The sequence below is a fragment of the Actinacidiphila acidipaludis genome (assembly GCF_019890725.1).
GTDB classification, from domain to species: Bacteria; Actinomycetota; Actinomycetes; order Streptomycetales; family Streptomycetaceae; genus Actinacidiphila; species Actinacidiphila acidipaludis.
The window spans coordinates 93,048-107,506 of sequence record NZ_JAINZZ010000002.1 but is presented as its reverse complement, the minus strand read 5'-3'; the positions used below and the strand labels follow the sequence as shown (position 1 = coordinate 107,506).

At 72.3% G+C, this 14,459-nt stretch carries 10 protein-coding genes; 9 read left to right on the top strand and 1 reads right to left on the bottom strand.

The window, feature by feature from the left end; translation table 11 throughout:
- Positions 1 to 413: 413 nt before the first annotated feature.
- From K7862_RS02235 to K7862_RS02210, 6 genes are all read left to right on the top strand, one after another.
- Positions 414 to 1,715: an extracellular solute-binding protein gene (locus tag K7862_RS02235; protein WP_222959889.1), complete on the top strand. Its 1,302-nt coding sequence runs from the start codon at positions 414 to 416 to the stop codon at positions 1,713 to 1,715.
- Positions 1,716 to 1,853: 138 nt separating this feature from the next.
- The gene (locus K7862_RS02230) at positions 1,854 to 2,861 is read left to right on the top strand and encodes a carbohydrate ABC transporter permease (protein WP_372461482.1); all 1,008 of its coding nucleotides are present in this window, start codon (positions 1,854 to 1,856) and stop codon (positions 2,859 to 2,861) included.
- Between the two features lie 11 nt (positions 2,862 to 2,872).
- Complete coding sequence (locus K7862_RS02225) at positions 2,873 to 3,784, top strand: sugar ABC transporter permease (protein ID WP_222959888.1); 912 nt, start codon at positions 2,873 to 2,875, stop codon at positions 3,782 to 3,784.
- Between the two features lie 95 nt (positions 3,785 to 3,879).
- Positions 3,880 to 5,679 carry a glycoside hydrolase family 13 protein gene (locus tag K7862_RS02220; protein WP_222959887.1) on the top strand — a complete coding sequence of 600 codons (1,800 nt, stop codon included), beginning with the start codon at positions 3,880 to 3,882 and terminating at the stop codon, positions 5,677 to 5,679.
- Positions 5,680 to 5,713: 34 nt separating this feature from the next.
- Complete coding sequence (locus tag K7862_RS02215; RefSeq protein ID WP_222959886.1) at positions 5,714 to 6,817, top strand: LacI family DNA-binding transcriptional regulator; 1,104 nt, start codon at positions 5,714 to 5,716, stop codon at positions 6,815 to 6,817.
- A gap of 48 nt (positions 6,818 to 6,865) precedes the next feature.
- The gene (locus K7862_RS02210) at positions 6,866 to 7,741 is read left to right on the top strand and encodes a phosphatase PAP2 family protein (protein WP_222959885.1); all 876 of its coding nucleotides are present in this window, start codon (positions 6,866 to 6,868) and stop codon (positions 7,739 to 7,741) included.
- A gap of 31 nt (positions 7,742 to 7,772) precedes the next feature.
- On the opposite strand, the gene K7862_RS02205 is transcribed toward K7862_RS02210, so the two are convergent.
- Positions 7,773 to 10,775 (bottom strand): bifunctional [glutamine synthetase] adenylyltransferase/[glutamine synthetase]-adenylyl-L-tyrosine phosphorylase, encoded by a 3,003-nt coding sequence (locus K7862_RS02205; RefSeq protein WP_222959883.1) that lies wholly within the window; start codon positions 10,773 to 10,775, stop codon positions 7,773 to 7,775.
- 362 nt (positions 10,776 to 11,137) lie between these two features.
- On the opposite strand from K7862_RS02205, the gene K7862_RS02200 reads away from it, so the two are divergent.
- Genes K7862_RS02200 through K7862_RS02190 form a run of 3 tightly spaced genes read left to right on the top strand, consistent with a single transcriptional unit; the run spans position 11,138 to position 14,432 of the window.
- On the top strand, positions 11,138 to 12,022 hold the full coding sequence (locus tag K7862_RS02200; protein ID WP_308011801.1) for an alkaline phosphatase family protein: 885 nt from the start codon (positions 11,138 to 11,140) through the stop codon (positions 12,020 to 12,022).
- Positions 12,023 to 12,025: 3 nt separating this feature from the next.
- A complete protein-coding gene (locus K7862_RS02195) occupies positions 12,026 to 13,336 on the top strand; it encodes an MFS transporter (RefSeq protein WP_222959881.1) in 1,311 nt (436 codons plus the stop codon).
- A complete protein-coding gene (locus tag K7862_RS02190) occupies positions 13,329 to 14,432 on the top strand; it encodes a TolB-like translocation protein (RefSeq protein WP_262412530.1) in 1,104 nt (367 codons plus the stop codon). The genes K7862_RS02195 and K7862_RS02190 overlap by 8 nt, the downstream gene beginning before the upstream one ends.
- Positions 14,433 to 14,459: the final 27 nt, after the last annotated feature.

The following is a 14,459-nucleotide window of genomic DNA, read 5'->3' as shown; positions in this document are numbered from 1 at the left end:
AGTTCTCCTTGCGGTCACCCGTCCGGAGGGGCGGGGAGGGACAGCCTCGCGCCCGGATCCACGCGCTGAAGCCGGGTGCCGCGCCGGCCTCGGTGCCGGAGCTGACCGGGACCGTATCCCCCGCGACGGCGTTGCAGCAAGACGCCGTAAGGAATTCCAGCGCCTTGCGGGCGGCGGACGCGACACGAGAGAAGCTGTGTCCTGTTTGCCCCGATCACAGGGCTGCTGACATCCTCAGGTAACGGAGACGTCACATCGTGATGATCATGGAGAAAGCTCCTTGCAGGCTCTTTCGCAAGATGTTGCACCGCTGCTAACGTCCCTCCAGCCCGAGCGGGCGGAGCGGCCGGAGACACGGCCGGCTCCTCGCCGGATCAGGGCGATCGGGCACTTCCCTCATCAAGGAGTCAGGTATGCGACGCGGCATATCCGCCGTGGCGATGGCCGCGGCCATCGTTCTCGGGGTCACCGCCTGTGGCGGCGGCAGTGGCAGCAGCAAGAGCGACAGCGGCAAGGCGAAGGACCCCGCCTCCGTGTCGGGGACCATCACCTACTGGGACACCTCCGACGCGAAGAACGAGGCCCCCACCTACCAGGCGCTGGTCAAGGACTTCGAGGCGAAGTACCCGAAGATCAAGGTCAACTACCAGAACGTCGACTTCGGCACGGTGGAGCAGAAGTTCAAGGCCGCCGCGCAGAGCGGCAAGGGCGCTCCCGACGTGGTCCGCACCGACGTCGGCCTGATCCCCGAGTACGCCTCGCTCCACTACATCGCCCCGCTCGACGGCACGTCCGCGCTGCAGGACACCGGCGACTTCATGTCCGGCCCGATGAACACCACCAAGTACGACGGCAAGACGTACGGCGTGCCCTCGGTGACCGACACCCTCGGCCTCCTCTACAACAAGGAGATCTTCGCCAAGGCCGGCATCTCCAGCCCGCCCAAGACCTGGGACGAGCTGATCGCCGACTCCGCGACGATCAAGCAGAAGGTGCCGGGCGTCGCGGGCACCTACGTCAACCCCGACTCCTACTTCCTGTTCCCGGTGCTCTTCGGCGAGGGCGCGGACCTGGCCGACCCGGCCGCGAAGAAGGTCACGGTCAACTCGCCCGAGGCCGTCAAGGCGGTCACCGAGGCCAAGAAGATCTACGACACCTCGTCGCTGAAGGTCGACTTCGCCAGCGCGTACGACAACATGCAGACCTCCTTCAAGACCGGCAAGGTCGCCATGCTGGTCCAGGGCCCCTGGTCGGTCGGTGACGACCTGACGGGCTCGGCCTTCCAGGGCGCCAAGGAGTCCAACCTCGGCTACGCGCCCGTGCCCGCCGGCTCCAGCGGCAAGGCGCTCGCCCCGACCGGCGGCCACGACCTGGCCGTCTACCAGGGCTCGAAGAACCTCGACGCGGCCTACCTGTTCACGCAGTTCATGACCTCGTCGTCCTCGCAGCAGCAGATCGCGCTGAAGAACGGCACCCTGCCGACCCGCACCTCCGCCTACACCCCCGAGGTGCTGAAGAACGGCACGATCGCCGGCTTCAAGCCGATCATGGACACCGCCCGCCCGCGGGTCGCGCTCCCGCAGGTCGGCAGCCTGTTCACGCCGCTGCAGCAGCAGTACATCAAGATCCTGCAGGGCCAGACCTCCGTGCAGGCCGGTCTGGACGCCGCCGCCAAGGAGTTCGGCAAGCTCCTGCCGGGCTACACCGTCCAGTAGCGGCGACCGCCAGTTCCGGACCGGCCGGCCGGGGCCCCGCCCCCCGGGCGCGGGCTCACGCGCCCGGCCGGCCGGTCCGGTCCCGTCCCCCCTGTAGAGACCTGACGCTGTAGAGATCTGACGAGAAGCCGAGGAGCGATGACCACCGCCACCATGGACGAACCCGCCCGGGACGCCAAGGCCCCCGGGCCGCGCGGCTCCCAGCGCCGCGGGACGACGCCGTTGCAGTCGCTCCGGCGGTCGTGGGACAAGCACTGGTACGCGTGGGCGATGGTCGCCCCGGTGGTCATCGTGATCGCTGTCCTGGTGCTGTACCCGCTGTGCTACGGCCTGTACCTGTCGTTCACCAACGCCAACGAGCGCAACGTCGCCCAGAACATCGGCCCGATCCACATCGGCGCCACCTACGACTTCGTCGGCCTGCACAACTACTGGCAGATCCTGTCCGGCCGGGACGGCGACTTCTACCCGCGGCTGGAGTGGACGGTCATCTGGACCGTCTCCTGCGTGGCGCTCACCTACGCCATCGGCCTGGCCATGGCGATGCTGCTCAACCGCCCGGTGCGCTTCCGGCTGTTCTACCGGCTCGCGCTGATCCTGCCGTGGGCGGTGCCCGCCTTCATCGGCGTCTTCGCCTGGCGGCTGATGTTCAACTCGCAGTACGGCGTCTTCAACGACATCATCACCAAGGTCGGGCTGCCCGCCCAGGACTGGCTCGGCACCCCGTTCGCGCAGAAGATCGCGGTCATCCTGGTCAACATCTGGTGCGGTGTGCCGTTCATGATGGTCGCGCTCCTCGGCGGCCTCCAGGCCATCCCCAACGAGCTGTACGAAGCGGCCGAGATGGACGGCGCGACACCGCTGCAGCGGTTCTTCAACGTCACGGTGCCCGGCCTGCGCCCGGTGACGAACACGGTGATCCTGCTGTCCACCGTGTGGACGTTCAACATGTTCCCGATCATCTACCTGCTGCTCGGCAACAACACCACGGGCGACACCGACATCCTCGTGACGCACGCCTACGAGATGGCGTTCTCCGGCGGCGCCGCCGACTACGCGGGCTCCGCCACCTACGGCATCGTCATCCTGATGATCCTCGTGGCGTTCTCCACCTTCTACCGCCGACAGCTCAAGACGCAGGACTAGGAGCCGCCGCCATGAGCACCACCACCGAACGCGGCTCCGCCGCCGTCCCCGTCGTCCCCCGCGCCGCGCGCGGCGCCGCCCGCCGGCGCGTCCGGGGCCGCGCCGAGCGCAGCACCGGAGCGTCGATCGCACTGCACGCCACGCTGCTGGTGGCCAGCGCCATCGCGGTCTTCCCCGTGCTGTGGATCCTGTTCATCTCGCTGGGCCCGAGCACCGCGTGGCAGCAGCCGAACGAGGTGCTGCACCATCTCGGCCTCGGCAACTACCGGTTCGTGCTGCTGCACAGCCACTTCCCCCGGTGGTTCCTCAACTCGGTGATCGTCGCCGCGGCCACCACGGTCCTGGGCGTCCTGGTCTCCGCCAGCGCCGGCTACGCGGTCTCGCGGATGCGCTTCCCGGGGCACCGGCCGCTGATGTGGACCTTCCTCGTCACCCAGATGTTCCCGATGGCCGTCCTCATCGTGCCGCTGTACAACCTGCTGGTGCAGCTCGACCTGCTGGACACCTACATCGGCCTGGTCCTGGTGTACTGCACGATCTCGGTGCCGTTCTGCGCCTGGATGCTCAAGGGCTACTTCGACACCATCCCGCGCGAGATCGACGAGGCCGGCCGGGTCGACGGCCTGACGCCGTTCGGCACCTTCTGGCGGCTGGTCATGCCGCTGGCCAAGCCGGGCCTGGCCGTCACCGCCTTCTTCAGTTTCCTCACCGCCTGGGGCGAGGTCGCCTACTCCAACCAGTTCATGCGCGACCCGCACACCACCCTGGCGGTCGGCATCCGCACCTTCGCCGCGGACCAGCGCGCCGACTGGGGCAGCATGACCGCCGCCTCGGTGGTGATCGCGATACCCGCGGCCATCGTCTTCATGCTCGTCCAGAAACACCTGGTGACCGGCCTGACGGCCGGCGGCACCAAGGGCTGAGCCCCGCCGGCGAGCCCGCACCCGCTGCACCTATGCCCTCCCCCACCCCGCCGGGTGCGGGGAGGAGCCCACCACCGCACCCCATAAGGGATTCCATGAGCCAGCACCTCACCGACGCGCCCAGCTCCGCCGCCGCCGCTGCCGACGCCGAGCGCAGAGACTGGTGGCGCGACGCGGTCATCTACCAGGTGTACCCGCGCAGTTTCGCCGACGGGAACGGCGACGGCATGGGCGACCTGCCGGGTGTCACGGCCCGCCTGCCCTACCTGCGCGACCTGGGCGTCGACGCCGTCTGGCTCTCGCCGTTCTACGCCTCCCCCCAGGCGGACGCCGGCTACGACGTGGCCGACTACCGCGCGGTGGACCCGATGTTCGGCACCCTCACCGACGCCGACGACCTGGTGCGGGCCGCGCACGGACTGGGACTGCGGGTGATCGTCGACCTGGTGCCCAACCACTGCTCCGACCAGCACGAGTGGTTCAAGCAGGCACTGCGCGAGGGCCCCGGCTCCCCGCTGCGGGACCGGTTCCACTTCCGCCCGGGCAAGGGCGCGCACGGCGAGCTGCCGCCCAACGACTGGGAGTCCATCTTCGGCGGCCCGGCGTGGACCCGCACCACCGACACCGACGGCACGCCCGGCGAGTGGTACCTGCACCTGTTCGCCCCCGAGCAGCCGGACTTCAACTGGGACCACCCCGCGGTGCACGACGAGTTCCGCTCGGTGCTGCGGTTCTGGCTTGACCTGGGCATCGACGGCTTCCGCATCGACGTCGCCCACGGGCTGGTGAAGGAGGCCGGCCTGCCCGACATCGGCCACGCCGAGCAGCTCTCGCTGCTGGGCACCGCGGCCATGCCGTACTTCGACCAGGACGGTGTGCACGACATCTACCGCGGCTGGCGGCGGATCCTCGACGAGTACTCGGGCGACCGCATCGCGGTGGCCGAGGCGTGGACCCCGACCATCGAGCGGGCCGCGCTCTACCTGCGCTCCGACGAGCTGCACCAGGCCTTCAACTTCGAGTACCTGGCGACGTCCTGGGAGCCGGCCGCGCTGCGCGCGGTGATCGACCGGTCCCTGACCGCGATGACCGCGGTGGGCGCGCCCGCCACCTGGGTGCTGTCCAACCACGACGTGACCCGGCACGCGACCCGGTTCGCCAACCCGCCGGGCCTGGGCACCCAGCTCCGCGACCCGGGCGACCGCGCGCTGGGACTGCGCCGGGCGCGGGCGGCGACGCTGCTGATGCTGGCCCTGCCGGGCTCGGCGTACCTCTACCAGGGCGAGGAGCTCGGCCTGCCGGACGTCACCGATCTGCCCGACGAGGTGCGGCAGGACCCGTCGTTCTTCCGCGCCGCCGGCCAGGACGGCTTCCGCGACGGCTGCCGGGTGCCGATCCCGTGGTCGGGCGGCGAACCGCCGTACGGCTTCGGCCCGGTGGCCGGCGGTCCGAGCTGGCTGCCGCAGCCGCCGGAGTGGGCCGGGCTCAGCGTCGAGGCGCAGACCGGCGTCGCGGGCTCCACACTGGAGATGTACCGGCGCGCGCTGGAGCTGCGCCGGCTGCACCCCGCGCTGGGCGCGGGCACGGCGGTGACCTGGCTGGACGCCCCCGAGGGCGTGCTGGCGTTCCGGCGCGAGGGCGGCCCGGGCGAGCAGGGCTTCGTGTGCACGGTGAACCTGACCGCGGAGCCGGTGACGATCCCGACGCCGGGGCCGGTCCTGATGTCCAGCGGTGCCGACCTGCGGGCGGGCGCGGCGGACGACGGCGAATTCATCGATCCGGCCGTTTCCGCCGGTTCCTCCGGTTCCTCCGGTTCCGCCGGTTCCACCGGTTCGGCCGGTTCCTCCCGCACTTCCACGATCGCCGCAGACACAACAGTTTGGTGGGCGATCTGACGTGGTGGCGTTCCGTCCCCTAGCATCCGGTGCTGTGACCGCACGGCTCGCAGACATCGCAGCCCAGGCGGGGGTCAGCGAGGCGACGGTGAGCCGGGTGCTCAACGGCAAACCCGGAGTCTCGACGACCACCCGCGAATCCGTGCTGGCCGCGCTCGATCTGCTGGGCTACGAGCGGCCGGTGCGGCTGCGGCAGCGCAGTGCGGGCCTGGTCGGGCTGATCACCCCCGAACTGCTCAACCCGATCTTCCCGGCCTTCGCCCAGATCATCGGCCAGGCGCTGACCCGGCAGGGCTACACCCCGGTGCTGGCCACCCAGACGCCGGGCGGCTCCACCGAGGACGAACTGGTGGAGATGCTGGTCGAACGCGGGGTGGCCGGCATCATCTTCGCGTCCGGCCTGCACGCCGACTCCACCGCCGACATGGAGCGCTACGCCCGGCTGCACGGCCAGGGCGTGCCCTTCGTGCTGATCAACGGCTACTCGGAGAAGGTCGACGCGCCGTTCGTCTCACCGGACGACCGCGGCGCGGTGCGGCTGGCGGTGACGCACCTGGCGGCGCTCGGCCACCGCAGGATCGGGCTGGCCGTCGGCCAGCAGCGCTACGTGCCGGTGCAGCGCAAGATCGAGGGCTTCGTCGCGTCCATGGGCGACGTGCTGGGCCTGTCCGAGACGGAGTCGCGTTCGCTGGTCCAGCACTCGCTCTACACGCTGGAGGGCGGGCAGGCCGCGGCGACCGCGCTGATCGCCTCGGGCTGCACCGCGATCGTCTGCGCCTCGGACATGATGGCGCTCGGCGCCATCCGGGCCGCCCGCCAGCAGGGCCTGTCGGTCCCGGAGGACGTGTCGGTGGTCGGCTACGACGACTCGCCGCTGATCGCCTTCACCGACCCGCCGCTGACCACCATCCGGCAGCCGGTGACCGCGATGAGCCAGGCCGCGGTGAACGCGCTGCTGGAGGAGATCGGCGGTACGCCGGCCCCGCACAGCGAGTTCGTGTTCATGCCCGAGCTGGTGGTCCGCGGTTCGACCGCGGCCGGCCCCACCGCGCAGAGCGCTCCGGTGCCGGCCCAGCGACCGTCCGGATCCGGACGGTCGTCGGCGTCACGGGATGTGTCCGATCCGACACAGACGTGACGTGGTGAGCCACGGCTCGGCAGGCGCGATCTGGCAGACTGGTGACCTATGGGGGAACCGACAGCGAAGACCGCCGAAACGCTGAAAGGCCGTACGGCTGACGCCCCGGGCTCCACCGGTCATCTGCGCGGTGGAGCCACGCGCATCGCCGACCGGCCGCCGGTCCACCGCACCCTCCTGGAGCGCCTGCGCACCCCGCGCCGTCCGCGGCTGTGGTTCGAGATCCTCCTGATCGGCGTGAGCTACTGGCTGTACTCCCTGGTCAGGAACGCCGTCCCGGAACAGCGGTCGGTCGCGCTGCGGCACGCCTCGTGGATCTGGTCGGCCGAGCACCACATGGGCCTTGCCGTCGAGCACGGCGTCAACCACGCCCTGAACTCGGTGACCTGGCTGATCGTCGGGATGAACTACTACTACGCCACCCTGCACTTCGTCATCACGATCGGTGTGCTGGTGTGGCTCTACGTACGCCATCCCGAGCGGTACGGCCCCGCCCGGCTGGTGCTGTTCGTGACGACGTGGTTCGCGCTCGTCGGCTTCTGGGCGTTCCCGCTGGCCCCGCCGCGGCTGATGGCGGGCAAGGGCTTCATCGACACCGTCATGGTCCACCACACCTGGGGCTCGATGTCCCAGGGCAGCCTCGCGCACGTGTCGAACCAGTACGCGGCGATGCCGTCGATGCACATCGGGTGGTCGCTGTGGTGCGGCATCACCCTGGTGACGCTGGCCAAGCCGCTGTGGGCCCGGATCCTGGGCGCCCTGTACCCGCTGTTCACTCTTACGGTCATCATCGCGACCGGCAACCACTTCTGGCTCGACGCGGTCGGCGGGGCGCTGTGCCTGGCCGTCGGCTACGCGCTGGTGTCCTGGCTCTACGGCCGGTGGGTGTACCGGCTGCCGCGGCTGGACCGGCTCCCCGCCTGAGGACGCGGCGCCCGACGTCTGCCTGCGGCCGTCAGCCCCCGTAGAAGAGCCGCTCCACCACCGCGCGGGCGCGCCGGGTGCGGCGCCGGTAGTCCTCGACCATGTCGCCGACGTGACCGGGCGGATAGCCCAGGTACCGGCCGACCGCGGCCAGTTCCCTGCCGTCACTGGGGAACGTGTCCCCCGGCCGGCCGCGGACCAGCATGACCGCGTTGCGCACCCGGGTGGCCAGCACCCAGGCGTCGTCCAGCACCTGCGCGTCGTCCGTCTCGATCAGCCCGGCGGCGTGTGCGGCGGCCAGCGCCTGACGGGTCCCGGTGGTGCGCAGCGACTCCACCTCGGCGCCGTGCCGGAGCTGCAGCAGCTGGACGGTCCACTCGATGTCGGACAGGCCGCCGCGGCCCAGCTTCGCGTGGGTGGTGCGGTCCGCACCGCGCGGCAGCCGCTCGGACTCCATCCGGGCCTTCAGCCGGCGGATCTCCCGCACTCCCTCGTCGGCCAGACCGCCCTCGGGGTAGCGCATCGGGTCGATCAGCTCGACGAACCGCCGCCCCAGCTCGGCGTCGCCCGCCACCGGAGCCGCCCGCAGCAGCGCCTGGCTCTCCCACACCAGCGACCACCGCCGGTAGTACGCCGCGTACGAGGCCAGGCTGCGCACCAGCGGGCCGCTCTTGCCCTCCGGGCGCAGGTCGGCGTCGATGAGCAGCGGCGGGTCCGCGGTGGGGATCTGCAGCAGGCGGCGCAGCTCGTTGGCGACGGCCAGCGCGGCCCGGGCGGCCTCACCGCCGTCCGCCGGGTCGTACGGCTCGTGGACGAAGAGCACGTCGGCGTCGGAGCCGTAGCCGAGCTCCCCGCCGCCGAGCCGGCCCATGCCGATGAGCGCGAACCGGGTGGGCAGCGGCTGGGCGTCGTCGCCGGTGACGGCGTTGACGGCGGCTCGCAGCGCTCCGGCCAGCGTCGCCGAGGTGAGCCCGAAGACGGCCGCGCCGACCCGGTCGACCACCGCGGCGTCGTCCACCGCCTCCTGGTGCTCCTCGGTGTCGTCGCCGTAGGTGTCGATCAGGTCGCCCGCCGCGGTGCGGAACAGCTCGCGGCGGCGCACCCCGCGCACGGCGGCGATGGCCTGCTCGGCGTTGTCCGCCCGGCCTACCGCGGCGAGCACCTCCTGCTCCAGCGCGGCCGGGTCGCGCGGCGTCAGCCCCTGCTTGGACCCGAGGATCGCGACGGCCTCGGGGGCGCGCAGCAGCAGGTCGGGGGCGAGCCGCCCGGAGGACAGCACCCGGGCCAGGCGCTGCGCCGCGGCGCCCTCGTCCCGCAGCAGCCGCAGGTACCAGGGGGTCTTCCCGAGCGCCTCGGACACCTTGCGGAAGCCGAGCAGGCCCGCGTCGGGGTCGGCGGAGTCGGCGAACCAGCCGAGCAGCACCGGCAGCAGGGTCCGCTGGATCGCCGACGCACGGCTGACGCCGCTGGCCAGGGCCTCCAGGTGGCGCATCGCTCCCGCCGGGTCGGCGTACCCGAGGGCCTGCAGCCGCTCCCGGGCCGCGTCGCTGCTGAGCCGGCTCTCGTCGGTGCCGAGCTGGGCGACGGCGTCCAGCAGCGGCCGGTAGAACAGCTTCTCGTGCAGCCGCCGCACCTCCATGGCGTGCCGCTTCCACTCCCGGTTGAGGGTGGCGACCGGGTCGGAGCGGTAGCCCAGGCCGCGGCCGAGCCGCCGCAGCGACGCCTCGTCCGCCGGGACGAGGTGGGTGCGGCGCATCTTCTGGAGCTGGATGCGGTGCTCCATCAGCCGCAGGAAGCGGTAGGCCTCGTCCAGGGCGGCGGCGTCGGCGCGGCCCACGTAGCCGCCCCCGGCGAGCTGGGCGAGGGCGGTCAGCGTGGTGCTGCTGCGCAGCGAGGTGTCGGTGCGGCCGTGCACGAGCTGGAGGAGCTGGACCGCGAACTCGACGTCCCGCAGGCCCCCGGGTCCCAGCTTCAGCTCACGGTCCACCTGGGCGGCCGGGATGTTGTCGACCACCCGCTGGCGCATCTGCTGCACGTCGGTCACGAAGTTCTCGCGCTCCGCGGCCTGCCAGACCATCGGCCCGATGGCGGCCATGTACTCCTCGCCGAGGACGCGGTCGCCGGCGACCGGGCGGGCCTTGAGCAGCGCCTGGAACTCCCAGGTCTTGGCCCAGCGCCGGTAGTAGGCCAGATGGCTGGAGAGCGTGCGGACCAGCGGGCCGTTCTTGCCCTCGGGGCGCAGGTTGGCGTCGACCGGCCAGATGGTGCCCTCCACGGTGGTGTCCGAGCACACCCGCATCATGCGGGCGGCCAGCCGGGTGGCGGCCTGGACCGCCGCGCCCTCCTCGCCGTCGGAGGGTTCCGCCGGCTCGGCCACGAAGATCACGTCGACGTCCGAGACGTAGTTCAGCTCGTGGCCGCCGCACTTGCCCATGCCGATGACGGCGAGCCGGCAGGCGGCCGCGTCCTCGGGCTGCTCGGCCGCGGCGATGGCCAGGGCGGCGCGCAGCGTGGCGGTGGCGAGGTCGGCCAGTTCGGCGGCGGTGCGCACCAGGTCGCTGGTCCCGCACACGTCGCGGGCCGCTATGCCGAGCAGGCACCGGCGGTAGGCGGCGCGCAGCGCGTCGGGCGTGTCGGCGCCGGCCAGGCCGCGCTCGAACTCGACGATGCCGGGGTGCAGGTCGGCGGCCTCGTAGGTGACCAGCGCGTGCCAGTCGCCGGGGTGCCGGGCCAGGTGGTCGCCGAGCGCCTCGGAGGCGCCGAGCACGCCGAGCAGCCGGTCCCGCAGCGGCTTGGCGGTCGTGACCGTGTCCAGCAGGACGCGCCGCTCGGGCTCCTCCAGGGCCTCGGTGAGGCGGACCAGGCTCAGCAGCGCCTGGTCGGGGTCGGCGGTCCCGCCGAGCGCCTCGAGCAGCACGGGGTCGGTGCGGACGGTGCTGAGCACGTCGGACTCCAGCAGGCGCCCGGCCGTGGCGGGATCGGTGAAGCCATGACGCAGCAGACGGGAGAACGTACTGCTGCGTCGGCCTTGCATCGGCTCTCCGTGGGGTCCGGGGCGGGGGCGCGGGGCGGTGGATCACGAGCGGGATCCGGCGGTGGATCAAGAGGTGAGTCGAGCGTAACCGGCCGCGCCGGAGCCCGAAACGCCACGGCCCCGACCGGTCCGTACCGGCATGGGCCGACGACCGGCCCGCCCGGGCGTGACCACCCCGCCCGCTTCCGGCTTGGTCCGGCCGGTTCCCCGGGTGCCGGACCGGGCACATACCCCGTGAGGGAGCGCCGAGCGTTCGCCGGTCGTTCACCGGCAGCGGGTGTCCCCGGGGTCCCGTCAGCCCCAACGCTTGGCATGCACACCACTGTTCCGTGCACTCCCCTTCCCCTTACCGGAGGTAACCCGTGCCCGGGTGGATCTCGCCCCGCCGTCGCACCGCGCTCCTGACCGCCTGCGGCCTCGCCGCCGCGTCCGCCGGAGTGTGGGCCGGCCTCGGCGGCAACGCACACGCGGCGGGCGCCGTGCCCAGCCCCGACCACGTCGTCGTGGTCGTCATGGAGAACCACGCCTACAGCCAGGTGATCGGCAGCTCCAGCGCGCCGTACATCAACAACACGCTCAAGGCGGGCGGCGCCAACCTGACGCAGAGCTACGCGATCACGCACCCGAGCCAGCCCAACTACTACGCCCTGTTCTCCGGCTCCACCCAGGGCGTCACCGACGACAGCTGCGTCAAGCCCGGCTTCAGCTCCGCCGCCAACCTCGGCTCCGAGGTGATCGCGGCCGGCAAGACCTGGGGCAGCTACAACGAGACCCTGCCCAGCCAGGGCTCCACGACCTGCAAGAGCGGCAACTACGCGCAGAAGCACAACCCGTGGTTCGGCTTCTCCAACGTCCCGGTCAACACCGCGAAGACCTTCGCGCAGTTCCCCACGGACTACTCCACGCTGCCGAAGATGTCGTTCGTGACCCCGAACCTGTGCAGCGACATGCACGACTGCTCGGTGTCCACCGGCGACACCTGGATCAAGAACAACCTGGGCGCGTACGCCACCTGGGCCAAGACCCACGACAGCGTGCTCGTGGTGACCTTCGACGAGGACAACTCGCTGAGCGGCAACCGCATCCCGACCGTGCTGTACGGCCAGCCCGTCACCGCCGGCAGCTCCAGCGCCACCACGTACAACCACTACAACCTGCTGCGCACCCTGGAGGACCTGGCGGGGACGTCGACGCACGCCGGCCAGGCCGCGTCCGCGTCCGACATCACCGGCGTCTGGGCCAACTGACGCATGTACGTCAGCGAGAGCCGCGGCAGCACTCCCGCGGTGACCGCACCGTCCGCCCGGGGCCCGTTCCCCGGGCGGACGGCTGTCGGCGCCACCGTACTCGCGCTCGGCGCGGTCAGCCTGATCACCGACATCTCGTCGGAGATGGTCACGGCCGTGCTGCCGCTGTACCTGGTCACCGGGCTGGGCCTGTCCCCGCTCGGCTTCGGTCTGCTCGACGGCGTCTACAACGGCTTCAGCGCGCTGTTCCGGCTGGTCGGCGGGCACCTCGCCGACCGCGGCGGGCGGCACAAGCCGGTGGCCGTCCTCGGGTACGGCCTGTCCGCGCTCTGCAAGCCGCTGCTGCTCGCCGTGCACACCCTGCCGCTGATCGGCGCGGTGCTCGCCGTCGACCGCACCGGCAAGGGGCTGCGCACCGCGCCCCGCGACGCCATGATCTCGCTCGCCTCGCCGCCGGAGACCCGCGGCCGGGCGTTCGGGGTGCACCGGGCGATGGACACCACGGGCGCCCTGCTCGGACCGCTGGCCGCCTTCCTGATCCTGCGCCAGGCCGCCGAGGGATACGACGCGGTGTTCACGGTCAGCTTCTGCGTGGCCGCGCTCGGCGTGGTGGTGCTGCTGCTGTTCGTGCCGTCCCGCTCCCCCGAGCCGGGGCTTGCGGGCACGGCCCCGGCGGCCCCCGCGGACGCGGCGCCCCCCGAACGCCCGTCGCTGCGGGCCGCGTTGGGACTACTGGGCCGGCGGGAGCTGCGCGGGCTCACGCTCTGCGCGGTGGCGCTGGGCCTGGCGACGGTCAGCGACTCGTTCGTCTATCTGCTGCTGCAGCGGCGGCTGGGCGTGCCCGATCGCTGGTTCGCGCTGCTGCCGCTGGGCACGGCCGCCGCGTTCCTGCTGCTGGCGGTGCCGCTGGGCCGCTGGGCGGACCGGGTGGGTCGCTGGCGGGTGTTCGTCGGCGGGCACCTCGCGCTGCTGGCCGCGTACGGGCTGCTGCTGTCGCATCTGCGGGCCGGCCTCCTGCCGTACGTGGTGCTGGCCCTGCACGGCACCTTCTACGCCGCGACCGACGGGGTGCTGATGGCGGCGGCCGCCGGATCCGTACCGGCGGCGCTGCGCTCCAGCGGGCTGGCGCTGGTGCAGACCGGGCAGGCCGCGGCCCGGTTCGTGTGCTCGATCGCCTTCGGCGCGGCCTGGACCGCGTTCGGCGACCGGTCCGCGCTCGGCGGCGCGGCGGTGGCGCTGACACTGAGCGTGCTGGTGTCACTGCGGCTGCGGCCGGCGGCCGCGGCGGAGACGGGAAGGGGTGCGGATGGCTGAGGTCGGCGAGGTGCGCGGGGAGGCGGCCGCCGCGGGCCCGGATACCGGGGCGCCCGGTCGTGGCGGGGCCGTGTCGGGCAACGGACGGCGGCTGCTCGTGCTGCTGGCCTGCGTGCTGGTGCTCGCGTGCGTCGCGGGGGCGGCCGTCTGGCGGGCCTCGGACCGCGCGCACGCGAAGGACCGGGTCCAGCCGGGCGGCCCGACGGTGGCCTCCGGCGCCGTGTCGCTGACCGCGGGCGGCCCGCAGCGCATCGTCTTCCGTTCGATGGCCTGGGGTCCGCACCGCGACGAACTGGCCACCGTGCCGGCCGGCGACCCGGACGGACCGCGGACCGCCTCCGGCGTGAAGTGCCTGCGCTTCTACGCGGCGGGCGGCACCGGCATCTGCCTGCAGGCGGTGCACGGTCCGGTCAGCGACTCGTACCGCGCGGTCGTCCTGGACGCCGGGCTGCACGTCACCCGCAAGGTCGACCTGGCCGGCATCCCCACCCGGGCCCGGGTCTCGCCGAGCGGGCGGATGGTCGCCTGGACCGTCTTCGTCGGCGGCGACAGCTACGCGGGCACCGACTTCTCCACGCGCACCTCGATCCTGGACACCCGCACCGGCGCCCTGGAGCCGACGCTGGAGGACTACACCGTCACCCGGGACGGCTCGCGGCTCCGGGCCGCCGACCTCAACTTCTGGGGTGTCACCTTCGCCGACGACCGCCACTTCTACGCCACCGTGGCGACCGGTGGCCACACGTACCTGATCCGCGGCGACACCGCGACGAAGGCCGCGGTGACCGTGCACGGCAACGTCGAGTGCCCGTCCCTGTCACCCGACGGCACCCGCATCGCGTACAAGAAGCGCGTCCCCGGCCTGCCCGCGGACGCGCCCTGGCGGCTGTACGTGCTCGACCTGGCCACCGGACGCGAGCACGCGACGGCGGAGACGCGCGACGTCGACGACCAGGCCGTCTGGTCGGACGACCACACGCTGGTGTACGCGCTGCCCGGGGACTACGGCTCGGACCTGTACTCCGTGCCGGCCGACGGCACCGGCGCTCCGCGCCTCCTCACCCGTTCCGCTCTGGCACCGGCGTACCTGCCGTAGCGTCAGGTGGTTGGCGCGGGTTCGGGG

Bases quoted from the DNA above. Each gene is read 5' to 3' on its own strand.
- K7862_RS02205 (WP_222959883.1), bottom strand. From the start codon at position 10,775: ATGCAAGGCCGACGCAGCAGTACGTTCTCCCGTCTGCTGCGTCATGGC.
- K7862_RS02195 (WP_222959881.1), top strand. From the start codon at position 12,026: ATGTACGTCAGCGAGAGCCGCGGCAGCACTCCCGCGGTGACCGCACCG.
- K7862_RS02190 (WP_262412530.1), top strand. From the start codon at position 13,329: ATGGCTGAGGTCGGCGAGGTGCGCGGGGAGGCGGCCGCCGCGGGCCCG.
- K7862_RS02210 (WP_222959885.1), top strand. From the start codon at position 6,866: ATGGGGGAACCGACAGCGAAGACCGCCGAAACGCTGAAAGGCCGTACG.
- K7862_RS02225 (WP_222959888.1), top strand. From the start codon at position 2,873: ATGAGCACCACCACCGAACGCGGCTCCGCCGCCGTCCCCGTCGTCCCC.
- K7862_RS02220 (WP_222959887.1), top strand. From the start codon at position 3,880: ATGAGCCAGCACCTCACCGACGCGCCCAGCTCCGCCGCCGCCGCTGCC.
- K7862_RS02235 (WP_222959889.1), top strand. From the start codon at position 414: ATGCGACGCGGCATATCCGCCGTGGCGATGGCCGCGGCCATCGTTCTC.
- K7862_RS02230 (WP_372461482.1), top strand. From the start codon at position 1,854: ATGACCACCGCCACCATGGACGAACCCGCCCGGGACGCCAAGGCCCCC.